We start from the raw sequence: 16,017 nt of genomic DNA on the forward strand, positions 1-16,017 counted from the left end.
TTCTTGGGTATCTTTTTTAAAATAAACGGAAGACATGGGATTCGAACCCACGCACGCTTTAACACGCCTACCGCGTTTCCAACACGGCCTCTTAAGCCTCTTGAGTAATCTTCCATTGTTTACTAACTTAGTCTACCATAAAGCCTTCTTTCTTGCAAATTTATTTAAAGTTAAGGAGTTAGTGACAGAAAATGAAAGAAAATGATAAAAAATGCTTGACTTTGAAAGAAAGTGTGATAGAATGAATAGTGTAAACGATAACAGGAGGTGATTCAGTGTTAAAAACAGAGCGGAAACAACTGATTTTAGAGGAGTTAAATCAACATCATGTAGTTTCTCTAGAGAAATTAGTTAGTTTGCTAGAAACGTCAGAATCAACGGTTCGAAGAGACTTGGATGAGTTGGAAGCAGAAAACAAGCTTCGTCGCGTACATGGTGGAGCAGAATTGCCCCATTCCTTGCAGGAAGAAGAAACCATTCAAGAAAAATCTGTCAAAAACCTTCAAGAGAAGAAGTTGTTAGCTCAGAAGGCGGCCTCTCTCATCAAGGAACAAGATGTCATCTTTATCGATGCTGGAACAACAACTGCCTTTTTGATTCATGAATTGGGCAATAAGAATGTTACAGTCGTGACCAACTCGATTCACCATGCTGCTCAGTTGGTTGAAAAGCAGATTCCAACTGTCATGGTTGGAGGAAGTGTCAAGATGGCGACAGATGCTAGCATAGGGGGCGTTGCTCTTAACCAGATTAACCAATTGCACTTTGACCGTGCCTTTATCGGAATGAATGGTGTGGACGATGGCTATTATACGACTCCTGATATGGAGGAGGGAGCTGTTAAGCGTGCTATTTTAGAGAATGCCAAACAGACCTATGTCTTGGTGGATTCGTCAAAAATTGGACAAACTTGCTTTGCCAAAGTAGCACCACTCAAACGAGCTATTGTTATCACAAGTCAAGGGCATGAGCTCTTGCAGGCTATTAAGGAGAAAACGGAGGTAATAGAAGTATGATTTATACAGTCACACTCAATCCATCTATTGATTATATCGTTCGTTTGGACCAAGTCCAAGTCGGTAGTGTCAATCGTATGGACAGTGATGATAAGTTTGCTGGAGGGAAAGGAATCAATGTCAGTCGTGTTTTGAAACGTTTGGATATACCCAATACTGCGACGGGATTTATCGGAGGCTTTACTGGTAAATTTATCACAGATACTTTAGCAGAGGAAGAAATCGAGACACGTTTTGTCCAAGTATCAGAAGATACTCGTATCAATGTTAAAATCAAAGCAGACCAAGAGACAGAAATCAATGGGACTGGTCCAACTGTTGAGCCGGATCAGCTAGAAGAATTGAAAGCTATTTTATTTAGTCTGACAGCAGAAGATATAGTTGTCTTTGCAGGTTCAAGTACTAAAAATCTAGGCAATGCCATCTACAAGGATCTAATTGCCTTGACACGCAAGACTGGTGCGCAAGTCGTTTGTGATTTTGAAGGACAGACCTTGATTGATAGTTTGGACTACCAGCCACTTTTGGTCAAACCAAACAATCATGAACTTGGAGCGATTTTTGGAGTGAAACTCGAAAGTTTAGATGAAATTGAGAAATACGCTCGTGAGTTACTGGCTAAAGGTGCTCAAAACGTCATTATTTCTATGGCTGGTGACGGTGCTCTTCTTGTCACATCTGAGGGAGCTTACTTCGCAAAACCTATCAAGGGAACAGTCAAAAATTCAGTTGGAGCTGGTGACTCTATGGTTGCTGGATTTACAGGTGAATTTGTCAAATCAAAAGACGCAGTAGAAGCCTTCAAATGGGGAGTTGCTTGTGGAACGGCAACTACCTTCTCGGATGACTTGGCAACAGCAGAATTTATTAAAGAAACATATGAAAAAGTTGAGGTAGAAAAACGATGAAAATTCAAGACCTATTGAGAAAAGATGTCATGTTGCTGGATTTGCAGGCAACTGAAAAAACAGCTGTCATCGAAGAAATGATTAAAAGTTTGGTAGATCACGGTTATGTGACAGATTTTGAAACATTTAAAGAAGGTATTTTGGCACGTGAAGCTTTGACTTCTACAGGTTTGGGTGACGGAATCGCTATGCCTCACAGCAAAAATGCTGCTGTCAAAGAAGCAACGGTTCTCTTTGCTAAGTCAAACAAGGGTGTTGACTATGAGAGCTTGGACGGGCAAGCAACTGATCTCTTCTTCATGATTGCGGCTCCAGAAGGTGCCAATGACACTCACTTGGCAGCCTTGGCAGAATTGTCTCAATACTTGATGAAAGATGGTTTTGCTGACAAACTTCGTCAAGTAACATCAGCTGACCAAGTTATCGAACTTTTTGACCAAGCTTCAGAAAAATCTGAGGAGCCAGCTCAAGCTCCTGCAAATGACTCTGATGACTTCATCGTAGCTGTTACAGCTTGTACAACAGGTATTGCCCACACTTACATGGCCCAAGAAGCCCTTCAAAAAGTGGCTGCTGAAATGGGGGTTGGTATCAAGGTCGAAACTAACGGTGCTAGCGGTGTTGGAAACCAACTAACTGCTGAAGACATCCGTAAGGCTAAAGCTGTTATTATCGCAGCAGACAAGGCAGTTGAAATGGATCGTTTCGACGGTAAACCATTAATCAATCGTCCAGTTGCTGACGGTATCCGTAAGACAGAAGAGTTGATTAAGTTGGCTCTTTCAGGAGATGCTGAAGTCTACCGTGCCGCTAATGGAGCCAAAGCTGCAACAGCCTCTAACGAAAAACAAAGCCTTGGTGGTGCCTTCTACAAACACTTGATGAGTGGTGTATCACAAATGTTGCCATTTGTTATTGGCGGTGGTATTATGATTGCCCTTGCCTTCTTGATTGACGGTGCTTTGGGTGTTCCAAATGAAAACCTTGGCAATCTTGGTTCTTACCATGAGTTAGCTTCTATGTTCATGAAAATTGGTGGTGCAGCCTTTGGATTGATGCTCCCAGTCTTTGCAGGTTATGTTGCCTACTCTATCGCTGAAAAACCAGGTTTGGTAGCGGGTTTTGTGGCTGGTGCTATTGCTAAAGAAGGTTTTGCCTTTGGTAAAATCCCTTATGCAGCAGGTGGTGAAGCAACTTCAACTCTTGCAGGTGTCTCATCTGGTTTCCTAGGTGCCCTTGTTGGTGGATTTATCGCAGGTGCTTTAGTTCTTGCTATCAAGAAATACGTTAAAGTTCCTCGTTCACTTGAAGGTGCAAAATCAATCCTTCTCTTGCCACTTCTTGGAACAATCTTGACTGGATTTGTCATGCTAGCTGTTAACATCCCAATGGCAGCAATCAACACTGCTATGAATGACTTCCTAGGCGGTCTTGGAGGCGGTTCAGCTGTCCTTCTTGGTATCGTCCTTGGTGGAATGATGGCTGTTGACATGGGTGGACCAGTTAACAAAGCTGCCTATGTCTTTGGTACAGGTACGCTTGCAGCAACTGTTTCTTCAGGTGGTTCTGTTGCTATGGCAGCAGTTATGGCTGGAGGAATGGTGCCACCACTTGCAATCTTTGTCGCAACTCTTCTCTTTAAAGATAAATTTACTAAGGAAGAACGCAACTCTGGTTTGACAAACATCATCATGGGCTTGTCATTTATTACTGAGGGAGCGATTCCATTTGGTGCCGCTGACCCAGCTCGTGCTATCCCAAGCTTTATCCTTGGTTCTGCAGTAGCAGGCGGACTCGTTGGTCTTGCAGGTATCAAACTCATGGCGCCACACGGAGGAATCTTCGTCATCGCTCTTACTTCAAATGCCCTTCTTTACCTAGTCTTTGTCTTGATTGGAGCAATTGTAAGTGGTGTGGTCTATGGTTATCTACGTAAACCCCAAGCATAAAACTTATACTCTTCGAAAATCAAATTCAAACCACGTCAGCATCGCCTTGCCGTACTCAAGTACAGCCTGCGGCTAGCTTCCTAGTTTGCTCTTTGATTTTCATTGAGTATTAGATATAAAATGAAAAGATTGGACCGTTTGGTGCAGTCTTTTTCTCTTTCCGAAATGCTTGTGAAATATGGTATAATAGAAGAATGGCAAACAAGAATACAAGTAAAACAAGACGGAGACCGTCTAAAGCAGAACTCGAAAGAAAAGAAGCGATTCAACGAATGTTGATTTCGTTGGGAATCGCGCTTTTATTGATTTTCGCAGCCTTCAAATTAGGGGCTGCAGGTATAACCCTTTACAATTTCATTCGCTTGCTGGTGGGTAGCCTAGCTTATCTGGCAATATTTGGTATCCTGCTCTATCTCTTCTTCTTCAAGTGGATACGAAAACAGGAAGGGCTCCTATCTGGCTTTTTCACCATATTTGCAGGTTTGCTCTTGATTTTTGAGGCCTACTTAGTTTGGAAATATGGTTTGGACAAGTCGGTCTTAAAAGGAACCATGGCTCAGGTTGTGACTGATTTGACTGGTTTTCGAACGACCAGTTTTGCTGGTGGAGGCTTGATTGGTGTTGGACTCTATGTGCCAACAGCCTTTCTCTTCTCAAATATCGGTACTTACTTTATTGGTTCTATCTTGATTTTAGTGGGTGCTCTCCTAGTCAGTCCTTGGTCTGTTTACGATATTGCTGAATTTTTCAGTAGAGGCTTTGCCAAATGGCGAGAAGGGCATGAGCGTCGAAAAGAGGAACGCTTTGTCAAACAAGAAGAAAAAGCTCGTCAAAAGGCTGAGGAAGAGGCTAGATTAGAAAAAGAAGAGGCTGAAAAAGCCTTACTCGATATGCCTCCTGTTGATATGGAAACGGGTGAAATTCTTACAGAAGATGTTGTGCTTGACGTTCCACCTGTTCCAGAAGAAGAGTGGGTAGAACCAGAGATCATCTTGCCTCAAGCTGAACTTGAATTCACTGAACAGGGAGATGGCTCTGATGACGAAGATGTTCAGGTCGATTTTTCAGCAAAGGAAGCCCTTGAATACAAACTTCCAAGCTTACAACTCTTTGCCCCAGATAAACCAAAAGACCAGTCGAAAGAGAAGAAAATCGTTCGTGAAAACATCAAAATCCTAGAAGAAACTTTTGCTAGTTTTGGTATTAAGGTAACGGTTGAACGGGCTGAAATTGGGCCGTCAGTGACCAAGTATGAAGTCAAGCCAGCAGTCGGTGTACGGGTCAATCGCATTTCCAATCTAGCAGATGACCTCGCTCTAGCCTTGGCGGCCAAGGATGTCCGAATCGAAGCACCTATCCCAGGGAAATCCTTAGTCGGAATTGAAGTACCTAACTCTGAGATTGCGACAGTTTCTTTCCGAGAACTATGGGAACAATCTCAAACGAAAGCAGAAAATCTCTTGGAAATTCCTTTAGGAAAGGCTGTTAATGGAACCGCAAGAGCTTTTGACCTTTCTAAAATGCCCCACTTGCTAGTCGCAGGTTCAACGGGTTCTGGAAAGTCAGTAGCTGTTAACGGCATTATCGCTAGCATCCTCATGAAGGCGAGACCAGACCAGGTCAAGTTTATGATGGTGGACCCTAAGATGGTTGAGTTGTCTGTTTACAATGACATTCCTCATCTCTTGATTCCAGTTGTGACCAATCCACGCAAAGCCAGCAAGGCCCTGCAAAAGGTTGTGGATGAAATGGAAAACCGTTATGAACTCTTTGCCAAGGTAGGAGTCCGTAATATTGCAGGCTTTAATGCCAAGGTAGAAGAGTTTAATACTCAATCTGAGTATAAGCAGATTCCGCTACCGCTCATTGTTGTGATTGTAGATGAGTTGGCTGACCTCATGATGGTGGCCAGCAAGGAAGTGGAAGATGCCATCATTCGTCTCGGACAGAAGGCGCGTGCTGCAGGTATCCACATGATTCTTGCAACCCAGCGTCCATCCGTTGATGTCATTTCTGGTCTGATCAAGGCCAATGTCCCATCTCGTGTCGCTTTCGCAGTTTCATCAGGAACAGACTCCCGTACTATTTTAGATGAAAATGGAGCTGAGAAACTGCTTGGTCGAGGAGATATGCTCTTTAAACCGATTGATGAAAATCATCCAGTTCGTCTCCAAGGATCCTTTATCTCGGATGATGATGTTGAACGCATCGTAAACTTTATCAAGGCTCAGGCAGATGCGGACTACGATGAGAGTTTTGATCCAGGTGAGGTTTCTGAAAATGAAGGTGAATTCTCAGATGGTGAAACTGGTGGAGATCCGCTTTTTGAAGAAGCCAAGGCTTTGGTAATCGAAACTCAGAAAGCTAGCGCATCTATGATTCAGCGTCGTTTGTCAGTTGGATTTAACCGTGCGACCCGTCTCATGGAAGAGCTTGAGATGGCAGGTGTCATTGGTCCAGCTGAAGGTACCAAACCAAGAAAAGTTTTACAACAATAAAAAAATAGCTTCTTTCCAAGTTTGGAAGGAGGCTATTTTAGTGATTATTGATTAGTTTTATTTTCCGAAGTTGGACTATTGGACTGTTTTTCATTTTCAGTAGCAGGTTTACTTGGAGTAGGAGCAGGAGTAGTAGAGTCCTGAGTTGCTGTTTTCTGCTCTTCTTTTTTCTCTTCCTTGACGCTAGCTTTTGGTGTTTCCTCTTGCTGTGTTTTTTCTTGAGAAGTGTTATTTTCCTTATTGGGACTAGTGTTTTCCTGAGGGGATTCCTTTTGAATTTCTTTGACAATGGTTGTCGTCTGGCTTGTCGTAGGTTCTTTTTTAGTATTTTTGTTATTATCCAAGGCGTTCATAATCGTGATACTTGCGGTAATTAAGCCAAGGATACTACCGATAGTAGCAACGGTTTTTTGAAAGACTGTAAAGCCTTTTTTGATGTGTTCTGTTTTTGGTTTTGAAGTTCTACGATAATTAGACATACATTCTCTCCTTTAATTAAAATTTATTATACCGCATTTCTTTAAAAAAATCTTAAAAAAAGAGGAATTGCCCTTTCTTGTCGCAGGCTCCGTTTCATGATACAATAGAAGGAGTGATTTTAGAAAGCGTGAGAAAACATGATTTACTTTGATAATTCGGCGACGACCAAGCCCTATCCTGAAGCCCTTGAAACTTATATGCAGGTCGCTTCAAAAATTTTAGGAAATCCATCTAGTCTCCATCGTTTGGGAGACCAGGCAACACGAATCTTAGATGCTTCTCGCCAACAGATTGCAGATTTAATCGGTAAGAAAAGCGATGAAATCTTCTTTACTTCTGGTGGGACAGAAGGAGATAACTGGGTCATCAAGGGTGTCGCCTTTGAAAAAGCTCAATTTGGCAAGCACATCATCGTATCAGCCATTGAACATCCGGCAGTCAAAGAGTCAGCTCTCTGGTTGAAATCTCAAGGATTTGAAGTAGATTTTGCTCCAGTTGATAACAAAGGATTTGTGGATGTTGAAGCGTTAGCAGATTTGATAAGACCTGATACGACCCTCGTTTCTGTCATGGCTGTAAACAATGAAATCGGCTCTATCCAGCCCATTGAGGCTATTTCAGAACTGTTGGCAGACAAGCCGACTATTTCCTTCCACGTTGATGCTGTTCAGGCACTTGCCAAGATTCCGACTGAAAAATATCTGACAGAACGAGTGGATTTTGCAACTTTCTCTAGTCACAAGTTTCACGGAGTTCGAGGTGTTGGATTTGTCTATATCAAGTCTGGCAAGAAGATTACGCCTCTTTTAACAGGTGGTGGTCAGGAGCGTGATTATCGTTCAACAACTGAAAATGTGGCAGGAATTGCAGCGACAGCCAAGGCTCTCCGTTTGTCTATGGAAAAGCTAGATATCTTTACTAGCAAGACTGGACAGATGAAGGCAGTGATTCGCCAAGCCATTCTGGACTACCCAGATATTTTTATCTTCTCAGATGAGGAAGACTTTGCCCCTCATATCCTGACTTTTGGAATCAAGGGTGTTCGTGGTGAAGTCGTCGTTCACGCCTTTGAAGACTATGATATTTTCATCTCAACGACCTCTGCTTGTTCATCCAAGGCAGGGAAGCCTGCAGGGACTTTGATTGCCATGAGAGTGGACAAGGATAAGGCCCAGTCAGCTGTACGTTTAAGCCTAGACCTTGAAAATGATATGAGTCAGATTGAGCAGTTTTTGACCAAGTTAAAATTGATTTACAATCAAACTAGAAAAGTAAGATAGGAGCATTCATGCAGTATTCAGAAATTATGATTCGCTACGGTGAGCTGTCAACCAAGGGCAAAAACCGTATGCGTTTCATCAATAAACTTCGCAATAATATTTCAGACGTTTTGTCTATCTATCCCCAAGTTAAGGTAACAGCAGATCGTGACCGTGCCCATGCATACCTCAATGGAGCAGATTACACAGCAGTAGCAGAATCCCTCAAACAAGTTTTTGGAATTCAAAACTTTTCCCCTGTTTATAAGGTTGAAAAATCTGTAGAAGTTCTGAAGTCTGCTGTCCAAGAGATTATGCAGGACATCTACAAGGATGGCATGACATTTAAAATTTCTAGCAAGCGTAGCGACCACAACTTTGAGTTGGATAGTCGTGAACTCAATCAAACACTTGGAGGTGCTGTTTTCGAAGCCATTCCAAATGTGCAAGCTCAAATGAAAAGTCCTGACATCAATCTTCAGGTGGAAATCCGTGAAGAAGCAGCCTATCTTTCTTATGAAACCATTCGTGGGGCTGGTGGTTTGCCAGTTGGAACTTCAGGTAAAGGGATGCTCATGTTGTCAGGAGGGATCGACTCACCTGTAGCAGGTTATCTTGCACTTAAGCGTGGAGTGGATATTGAGGCTGTTCATTTTGCCAGCCCACCTTACACGAGTCCGGGTGCTCTTAAAAAAGCCCAAGATTTGACCCGTAAATTAACCAAGTTTGGGGGCAATATCCAGTTTATCGAAGTTCCTTTTACAGAGATTCAAGAGGAAATCAAGGCCAAGGCGCCAGAAGCCTATCTCATGACCTTGACCCGTCGTTTTATGATGCGGATTACAGATCGTATTCGTGAGGTACGAAATGGTTTAGTTATCATCAATGGGGAAAGTTTAGGACAAGTAGCCAGCCAAACCCTCGAAAGCATGCAGGCTATCAATGCCGTTACCAACACTCCCATCATCCGTCCAGTTGTGACAATGGATAAGTTGGAAATCATTGACATCGCCCAGGAAATCGATACCTTTGACATTTCAATCCAACCGTTTGAAGACTGCTGTACGATTTTTGCGCCAGATCGTCCGAAAACAAATCCTAAGATTAAGAATGCGGAGCAGTATGAAGCTCGTATGGATGTTGAAGGATTAGTAGAGCGAGCAGTGGCTGGAATCATGATTACTGAGATTACACCGCAGGCTGAAAAAGATGAAGTCGATGACTTGATTGACAATCTTCTCTAATCAGAAAATCCAAAAGAATTTAGAAAAATAGATGAAAAAGTTAGTTTTTAATTCCAAAAGTGGAAGCAAAACTAACTTTTTTTCTATAATTGTGATATAATAAAATAAAATTTTGAATATAGAGAGTTTTCTGACAATGAATCAATCCTACTTTTATTTAAAGATGAAAGAGCATAAACTAAAGGTTCCTTATACAGGTAAGGAACGCCGTGTACGTGTTCTTCTGCCTAAAGATTATGAGAAAGATACAGACCGTTCCTATCCTGTTGTTTACTTTCATGACGGGCAAAATGTTTTTTATAGCAAAGAGTCTTTCATTGGTCACTCATGGAAGATTATTCCAGCTATTAAGCGAAATCCTGATATCAGTCGCATGATTGTCGTTGCGATTGACAATGATGGTATGGGGCGGATGAATGAGTATGCGGCCTGGAAGTTCCAAGAATCTCCTATTCCGGGGCAGCAGTTTGGTGGTAAAGGTGTAGAGTATGCCGAGTTTGTCATGGATGTGGTCAAACCTTTTATCGATGAGACCTACCGTACCAAAGCTGACCGCCAGCATACGGCTATGATTGGTTCCTCACTAGGAGGCAATATTACCCAATTTATCGGTTTGGAATACCAAGACCAAATTGGTTGCCTAGGCGTCTTTTCATCTGCAAACTGGCTCCACCAAGAAGCATTTAACCGTTATATCGAGCGCCAGAAACTATCGCCTGATCAGCGTATCTTTATCTATGTTGGAACAGAAGAAGCAGATGACACAGACAAGACCTTGATGGCTGGCAATATCAAACAAGCCTATATCGACTCGTCACTTCGCTATTACCATGATTTGATAGCAGGGGGAGTTCATCTGGATAATCTTGTCTTGAAAGTTCAGTCTGGTGCCATTCATAGTGAGATTCCATGGTCGGAAAATTTACCAGACTGTCTGAGATTTTTTGCAGAGAAATGGTAAGTTAGGAAAGGAGAAAGCCAATGCATATTGAAAACCTTAGCCACTGGAGTGGCCACCTCAACCGTGAAATGTATCTCAACCGTTATGGACATGCTGGGATTCCAGTTGTGGTCTTTGCTTCATCAGGTGGGAGTCACAACGAATACTATGATTTTGGCATGATTGATGCCTGTGCTTCCTTTATCGAGGAAGGCCGTGTTCAGTTCTTTACCCTATCTAGTGTTGACAGTGAGAGCTGGTTGGCCACTTGGAAAAATGGTCACGACCAAGCAGAGATGCACCGTGCCTATGAACGCTATGTGATTGAGGAAGCCATTCCTTTTATCAAGCATAAGACAGGTTGGTTTGATGGCATGATGACGACAGGGTGCTCCATGGGCGCATACCATGCTGTCAATTTCTTCCTCCAACATCCAGATGTCTTTACCAAGGTGATTGCTCTCAGTGGTGTCTACGACGCACGTTTCTTTGTCGGAGATTACTACAATGACGATGCTATTTACCAAAACTCGCCAGTAGATTATATCTGGAACCAGAACGACGGCTGGTTTATTGACCGTTACCGTCAGGCAGAGATTGTGTTGTGTACGGGTCTTGGTGCCTGGGAACAAGACGGTTTGCCATCCTTTTACAAGCTCAAAGAAGCCTTAGACCAGAAACAAATTCCAGCCTGGTTTGCTGAATGGGGACACGATGTCGCCCACGATTGGGAATGGTGGCGTAAACAAATGCCCTATTTTCTTGGACACCTGTATCTATAAAAGGAGTTACCTATGAATTACCTTGTTATTTCTCCCTACTATCCACAAAACTTTCAACAGTTTACGATTGAACTAGCCAATAAAGGCATCACAGTCTTGGGAATTGGTCAAGAGCCTTATGAGCAATTGGATGAACCTTTGCGCAATAGCCTGACCGAGTACTTCCGTGTAGATAATCTTGAAAATGTAGACGAAGTCAAACGTGCAGTTGCTTTTCTCTTTTATAAACATGGCCCAATTGACCGTATCGAGTCTCACAATGAATATTGGCTAGAGCTGGACGCAACACTCAGAGAACAATTCAATGTTTTTGGTGCCAAACCAGAGGATCTCAAAAAGACTAAATTTAAGTCTGAGATGAAGAAACTGTTCAAAAAAGCAGGTGTCCCTGTGGTTCCTGGAGCTGTTATCAAGACGGAAGCAGATGTTGATAAAGCTGTGAAAGAAATCGGTCTTCCAATGATTGCCAAGCCTGATAATGGAGTGGGAGCAGCCGCAACCTTTAAGCTTGAGACAGAAGACGATATCAATCACTTCAAGACTGAGTGGGATCATTCAACTGTTTATTTCTTTGAGAAATTTGTCACTTCCAGTGAAATCTGTACTTTTGACGGGCTTGTGGACAAGGATGGCAAGATTGTCTTTTCAACAACCTTTGACTACGCCTATACACCGCTTGATCTCATGATTTATAAGATGGACAATTCTTACTATGTACTCAAGGATATGGATCCCAAACTTCGCAAGTATGGGGAAGCGATTGTCAAGGAATTTGGTATGAAAGAACGTTTCTTCCATATCGAGTTCTTCCGCGAGGGAGATGATTACATCGCTATTGAGTACAATAATCGTCCTGCTGGTGGTTTCACCATTGATGTTTATAATTTTGCTCATTCCTTGGATCTCTATCGTGGCTATGCAGCTATTGTCGCAGGAGAAGAGTTTCCAGTGTCAGACTTTGAAGCTCAGTATTGTTTGGCTACATCACGTCGTGCAAATGCTCACTATGTCTATTCTGAGGAGGACTTGCTTGCTAAATACAGCCAGCAGTTCAAGGTTAAAAAAATCATGCCAGCGGCCTTTGCGGAACTTCAAGGAGATTACCTTTATATGCTGACAACTCCGAGTCGACAAGAAATGGAGCAAATGATTGCTGATTTCGGACAACGTCAAGAATAGGATATGAAGACTTAACAAGCTTTATTTGTTAAGTCTTTTTAAATTCCTTGAATAAAAGCGTTTTCCCAGTTAATCTTTTAGAAAACCTGTTGCTAAAAGATATAAAAATTGATAGAATAAGGATTGTCTAAAAAATTTTAAGGAGAATCTATCAAATGGATTTCACATGGGCAATTAAATATGCCACTGAATTTTTGGGAACTGCTATTTTGATCATTCTTGGAAATGGTGCAGTTGCCAACGTTGAACTTAAAGGTACGAAAGGTCACCAAAGTGGCTGGATCGTTATCGCTGTTGGTTACGGTATGGGGGTTATGATCCCGGCCTTGATGTTTGGTAACGTATCTGGTAACCACATAAACCCAGCCTTCACTCTTGGACTTGCGATCAGCGGTCTCTTCCCTTGGGCACAAGTTGCGCCTTATATCATCGCACAAGTTTTGGGTGCTATCTTTGGTCAAGCCTTGGTTGTGGCAACACACCGCCCATACTACTTGAAAACTGAAAATCCAAACAACATCTTGGGTACTTTCTCAACAATTTCAAGTTTGGATAATGGTACAAAAGAATCACATTTTGCAGCAACTGTTAATGGTTTTGTAAATGAGTTTGTTGGTTCATTTGTTCTTTTCTTTGCAGCTCTTGGAATGACTAAAAACTTCTTTGGTGCTGAACTAGTATCAAAAGCACAAGCGGCTATTAATGCTCAAGTTGCACAAGCAACTACTCAAGGTCAAACCATTCCTCAAGAACAAGTAACAGCAGCACTTGACCAAGCTAAAGAACAAGTAGCACCATTTATGACATCTGGTCTTGGAATTGCTCACTTGGCAGTAGGTTTCCTAGTTATGGCCTTGGTAACATCACTTGGTGGACCTACAGGACCTGCCTTGAACCCAGCCCGTGACTTGGGACCACGTCTCCTTCATGCTTTCCTTCCAAAATCAGTTCTTGGTGAGCACAAAGGTGATTCAAAATGGTGGTACTCTTGGGTACCAGTAGTAGCACCGATCGCAGCAGCAATTGCCGCAGTAGCTATCTTCAAATTCCTTTACCTATAAGAAATTGAAACCGAGGAAATCCTCGGTTTTTTAGATGAAATTTTACGAAAAAAAGCTAAATCTGAGCATAATTTCTTGTAAAAAATTCTAAAATCCTTTAAAATAAAAGAGTTGGAGGAATTTATGAATGTAAATCAGATTGTACGGATTATTCCTACTTTAAAAGTTAATAATAGAAAATTAAATGAAACATTTTATATTGAAACCCTTGGCATGAAGGCCTTATTAGAAGAGTCAGCCTTTCTGTCACTAGGTGATCAAACAGGTTTAGAAAAGCTGGTTTTAGAAGAAGCTCCAAGTATGCGCACTCGTAAGGTAGAGGGAAGAAAAAAACTAGCTAGATTGATTGTCAAGGTAGAAAATCCCTTAGAAATCGAGGCCTTATTAGCTAAAACAGATTCGATTCATCAATTATATAAAGGTAAAAATGGCTACGCTTTTGAGATTTTTTCACCCGAAGATGATTTGATTTTGATTCATGCGGAAGATGACAGAGCAAGTCTAGTAGAAGTAGGAGAAAAGCCAGAATTTCAAACAGATCTGGAGTCAATTTCTTTAAGTAAATTTGAAATTTCTATGGAATTACACCTCCCAACGGATGTAGATAGTTTTTTGGAAGTATCTGAAATTGGGACATCACTTGATTTTATCCCAGCTCAGGGTCAAGATTTGACTGTGGACAATACGGCTACTTGGGACTTATCTATGCTCAAGTTCTTGGTCAATGAACTAGATATAGCAAGTCTTCGCCAGAAGTTTGAGTCTACTGAATATTTTATTCCTAAGTCTGAAAAATTCTTCCTTGGTAAAGATAGAAATAATGTTGAATTGTGGTTTGAAAAAGTATGAAGTGGACCAAGATTATTAAAAAAATAGAAGAACAAATCGAGGCAGGGATTTATCCCGGAGCCTCTTTTGCGTATTTTAAGGACCATCAATGGACGGAGATCTATGTAGGACATAGTGACCCAGAACATGGCTTGGATACTGAGGCAGGACTAGTTTACGACCTAGCCAGTGTTAGCAAGGTTGTTGGAGTTGGCACTGTTTTTACCTTCTTGTGGGAAAAAGGTCAATTAGATATTGATAGACCGGTAACAGATTTTTTAGCTGAGAGTGATTATCCAGACATCACTATTCGCCAGCTCTTAACCCACGCTACAGATCTTGATCCTTTTATTCCCAATCGTGATCTTTTAACAGCACCTGAATTAAAGGAAGCGATGTTTCATCTTAAGAGACGAAGTCAGCCAGCCTTTCTTTATTCGGATGTCCATTTTTTGCTGTTGGGTTTTATTTTGGAAAGAATCTTTAATCAAGACTTGGATGAGATTTTACAGGAGCAAGTCTGGAAACCTTGGGGAATGGCGGAAACCCAATTTGGACCTGTTGAGCTTGCTGTTCCAACGGTTAGAGGTGTAGAGGTAGGCATGGTACATGATCCCAAAGCTCGTCTCCTGGGCAGACATGCTGGTAGTGCTGGTTTATTTTCTACTGTAAAGGATTTACAAATCTTTTTAGAACATTATTTAGCAGATGATTTTGCAAGAGATTTGAGTCAAAATTTTTCTCCTTTGGATGACAAGGAACGTTCTTTAGCATGGAATTTGGAAGGAGATTGGCTAGACCATACGGGCTATACAGGTACCTTTATCATGTGGAATCGCCAGAAGCAAGAAGCGGCTATTTTCCTATCGAATCGTACCTATGAAAAGGATGAGAGGGCTCAATGGATTGTAGACCGCAATCAAGTGATGGACTTGATTCGCAAAGAAGAGTAAGGAGAGACATGTCAAACAGTTTAAAAGGGACTCTATTAACAGTTGTGGCTGGGATTGCTTTGGGCTTGTCAGGAACGAGTGGCCAATACCTGATGGCACACGGAATTTCGGCTCTGGTTTTGACCAACTTGCGTCTTTTAATCGCTGGTGGGATTCTCATGGTCTTGACTTATGCTACTGCAAAGGATAGAATGCTGGCCTTTTTAAATGATAGAAAGAGTTTACTGTCTCTTCTCATTTTTGCTCTAATTGGTCTCTTCCTCAATCAATTTGCCTATCTAACTGCTATTCAGGAGACCAATGCAGGAACCGCGACGGTGCTTCAGTATGTTTGTCCTGTCGGGATTTTGATTTATAGCTGTATCAAGGATAAGGTGGCACCGACACTGGGAGAGATAGTTTCCATCATATTAGCCATTGGAGGGACCTTCCTGATTGCAACTCATGGGCAGTTGGACCAGTTATCCATGACACCTGCAGGCCTGTTCTGGGGTCTCTTTTCTGCTCTGACTTACGCACTGTATATCATTTTGCCCATAGCCTTGATTAAGAAGTGGGGGAGCAGTTTGCTCATTGGTGTGGGAATGGTCATAGCAGGTTTAGTCGCCCTTCCTTTTACAGGGGTTCTACAGGCCAATATACCGACTAGTCTTGATTTTTTCCTTGCTTTTGCGGGCATTATCCTTATCGGGACTGTCTTTGCCTATACAGCGTTCTTAAAAGGAGCCAGTCTGATTGGACCAGTTAAGTCAAGTTTGTTGGCTTCAATTGAGCCAATCTCGGCGGTTTTCTTTGCCTTCCTAATTATGAATGAACAATTTTATCCTATTGATTTTCTTGGTATGGCAATGATTTTAATTGCAGTCACTTTGATTTCGTTGAAAGATTTACTCTTAGAAAAATAAAAAGACTCTTTGTCC

General features: G+C 41.9%; 14 protein-coding genes and 1 tRNA gene. 13 read left to right on the forward strand and 2 right to left on the reverse strand.

Annotated features, from left to right (window positions below):
- Positions 1–26: 26 nt before the first annotated feature.
- A tRNA-Ser gene (locus O3664_RS08655) sits at positions 27–114 on the reverse strand.
- 161 nt (positions 115–275) lie between these two features.
- Between O3664_RS08655 and O3664_RS08660 the strand changes: the two genes are divergently transcribed.
- The 4 genes from O3664_RS08660 (at position 276) to O3664_RS08675 (ending at position 6,371) form a co-directional block, all read left to right on the forward strand.
- The gene (locus tag O3664_RS08660) at positions 276–1,016 is read left to right on the forward strand and encodes a DeoR/GlpR family DNA-binding transcription regulator (RefSeq protein WP_049499468.1); all 741 of its coding nucleotides are present in this window, start codon (positions 276–278) and stop codon (positions 1,014–1,016) included.
- Positions 1,013–1,924, forward strand: coding sequence for a 1-phosphofructokinase (gene pfkB, locus O3664_RS08665; protein WP_254754061.1), 912 nt, complete (start codon positions 1,013–1,015; stop codon positions 1,922–1,924). Before O3664_RS08660 ends, pfkB begins: the two co-directional genes overlap by 4 nt.
- Positions 1,921–3,873 carry a fructose-specific PTS transporter subunit EIIC gene (locus O3664_RS08670; RefSeq protein ID WP_371613901.1) on the forward strand — a complete coding sequence of 651 codons (1,953 nt, stop codon included), beginning with the start codon at positions 1,921–1,923 and terminating at the stop codon, positions 3,871–3,873. Before pfkB ends, O3664_RS08670 begins: the two co-directional genes overlap by 4 nt.
- Positions 3,874–4,067: 194 nt before the next feature.
- The gene (locus tag O3664_RS08675; RefSeq protein ID WP_371613902.1) at positions 4,068–6,371 is read left to right on the forward strand and encodes a DNA translocase FtsK; all 2,304 of its coding nucleotides are present in this window, start codon (positions 4,068–4,070) and stop codon (positions 6,369–6,371) included.
- Positions 6,372–6,415: 44 nt separating this feature from the next.
- On the opposite strand, the gene O3664_RS08680 is transcribed toward O3664_RS08675, so the two are convergent.
- Positions 6,416–6,850 (reverse strand): DUF6556 family protein, encoded by a 435-nt coding sequence (locus O3664_RS08680; RefSeq protein WP_033687159.1) that lies wholly within the window; start codon positions 6,848–6,850, stop codon positions 6,416–6,418.
- 138 nt (positions 6,851–6,988) lie between these two features.
- On the opposite strand from O3664_RS08680, the gene O3664_RS08685 reads away from it, so the two are divergent.
- The 9 genes from O3664_RS08685 (at position 6,989) to O3664_RS08725 (ending at position 16,002) form a co-directional block, all read left to right on the forward strand.
- A complete protein-coding gene (locus tag O3664_RS08685; protein ID WP_371613903.1) occupies positions 6,989–8,131 on the forward strand; it encodes a cysteine desulfurase family protein in 1,143 nt (380 codons plus the stop codon).
- A gap of 8 nt (positions 8,132–8,139) precedes the next feature.
- Complete coding sequence (gene thiI, locus O3664_RS08690; RefSeq protein ID WP_033687158.1) at positions 8,140–9,354, forward strand: tRNA uracil 4-sulfurtransferase ThiI; 1,215 nt, start codon at positions 8,140–8,142, stop codon at positions 9,352–9,354.
- Positions 9,355–9,490: 136 nt separating this feature from the next.
- Positions 9,491–10,315, forward strand: a complete 825-nt coding sequence (locus O3664_RS08695) for an alpha/beta hydrolase (RefSeq protein ID WP_261121510.1) — start codon at positions 9,491–9,493, stop codon at positions 10,313–10,315.
- 20 nt (positions 10,316–10,335) lie between these two features.
- A complete protein-coding gene (locus tag O3664_RS08700; protein ID WP_371613904.1) occupies positions 10,336–11,076 on the forward strand; it encodes an esterase family protein in 741 nt (246 codons plus the stop codon).
- A 12-nt stretch (positions 11,077–11,088) separates the two neighbouring features.
- On the forward strand, positions 11,089–12,255 hold the full coding sequence (locus O3664_RS08705; protein ID WP_371613905.1) for an acetyl-CoA carboxylase biotin carboxylase subunit family protein: 1,167 nt from the start codon (positions 11,089–11,091) through the stop codon (positions 12,253–12,255).
- Positions 12,256–12,410: 155 nt separating this feature from the next.
- The gene (gene gla / locus O3664_RS08710; RefSeq protein WP_371613906.1) at positions 12,411–13,316 is read left to right on the forward strand and encodes an aquaglyceroporin Gla; all 906 of its coding nucleotides are present in this window, start codon (positions 12,411–12,413) and stop codon (positions 13,314–13,316) included.
- 123 nt (positions 13,317–13,439) lie between these two features.
- Positions 13,440–14,165 (forward strand): CppA family protein, encoded by a 726-nt coding sequence (locus tag O3664_RS08715; protein WP_237446779.1) that lies wholly within the window; start codon positions 13,440–13,442, stop codon positions 14,163–14,165.
- Positions 14,162–15,097, forward strand: coding sequence for a serine hydrolase domain-containing protein (locus O3664_RS08720; RefSeq protein ID WP_237446780.1), 936 nt, complete (start codon positions 14,162–14,164; stop codon positions 15,095–15,097). The genes O3664_RS08715 and O3664_RS08720 overlap by 4 nt, the downstream gene beginning before the upstream one ends.
- 8 nt (positions 15,098–15,105) lie before the next feature.
- Positions 15,106–16,002 (forward strand): DMT family transporter, encoded by an 897-nt coding sequence (locus tag O3664_RS08725; protein ID WP_371613907.1) that lies wholly within the window; start codon positions 15,106–15,108, stop codon positions 16,000–16,002.
- The last annotated feature ends 15 nt before the right edge of the window (positions 16,003–16,017 follow it).

The organism is Streptococcus sp. 27098_8_109 (genome assembly GCF_041432295.1).
Taxonomy (GTDB): domain Bacteria; phylum Bacillota; class Bacilli; order Lactobacillales; family Streptococcaceae; genus Streptococcus.

Bases quoted from the DNA above. Each gene is read 5' to 3' on its own strand.
- pfkB (WP_254754061.1), top strand. From the start codon at position 1,013: ATGATTTATACAGTCACACTCAATCCATCTATTGATTATATCGTTCGT.
- O3664_RS08670 (WP_371613901.1), top strand. From the start codon at position 1,921: ATGAAAATTCAAGACCTATTGAGAAAAGATGTCATGTTGCTGGATTTG.
- O3664_RS08675 (WP_371613902.1), top strand. From the start codon at position 4,068: ATGGCAAACAAGAATACAAGTAAAACAAGACGGAGACCGTCTAAAGCA.
- O3664_RS08680 (WP_033687159.1), bottom strand. From the start codon at position 6,850: ATGTCTAATTATCGTAGAACTTCAAAACCAAAAACAGAACACATCAAA.
- O3664_RS08685 (WP_371613903.1), top strand. From the start codon at position 6,989: ATGATTTACTTTGATAATTCGGCGACGACCAAGCCCTATCCTGAAGCC.
- thiI (WP_033687158.1), top strand. From the start codon at position 8,140: ATGCAGTATTCAGAAATTATGATTCGCTACGGTGAGCTGTCAACCAAG.
- O3664_RS08695 (WP_261121510.1), top strand. From the start codon at position 9,491: ATGAATCAATCCTACTTTTATTTAAAGATGAAAGAGCATAAACTAAAG.
- O3664_RS08700 (WP_371613904.1), top strand. From the start codon at position 10,336: ATGCATATTGAAAACCTTAGCCACTGGAGTGGCCACCTCAACCGTGAA.
- O3664_RS08705 (WP_371613905.1), top strand. From the start codon at position 11,089: ATGAATTACCTTGTTATTTCTCCCTACTATCCACAAAACTTTCAACAG.
- gla (WP_371613906.1), top strand. From the start codon at position 12,411: ATGGATTTCACATGGGCAATTAAATATGCCACTGAATTTTTGGGAACT.
- O3664_RS08715 (WP_237446779.1), top strand. From the start codon at position 13,440: ATGAATGTAAATCAGATTGTACGGATTATTCCTACTTTAAAAGTTAAT.
- O3664_RS08720 (WP_237446780.1), top strand. From the start codon at position 14,162: ATGAAGTGGACCAAGATTATTAAAAAAATAGAAGAACAAATCGAGGCA.
- O3664_RS08725 (WP_371613907.1), top strand. From the start codon at position 15,106: ATGTCAAACAGTTTAAAAGGGACTCTATTAACAGTTGTGGCTGGGATT.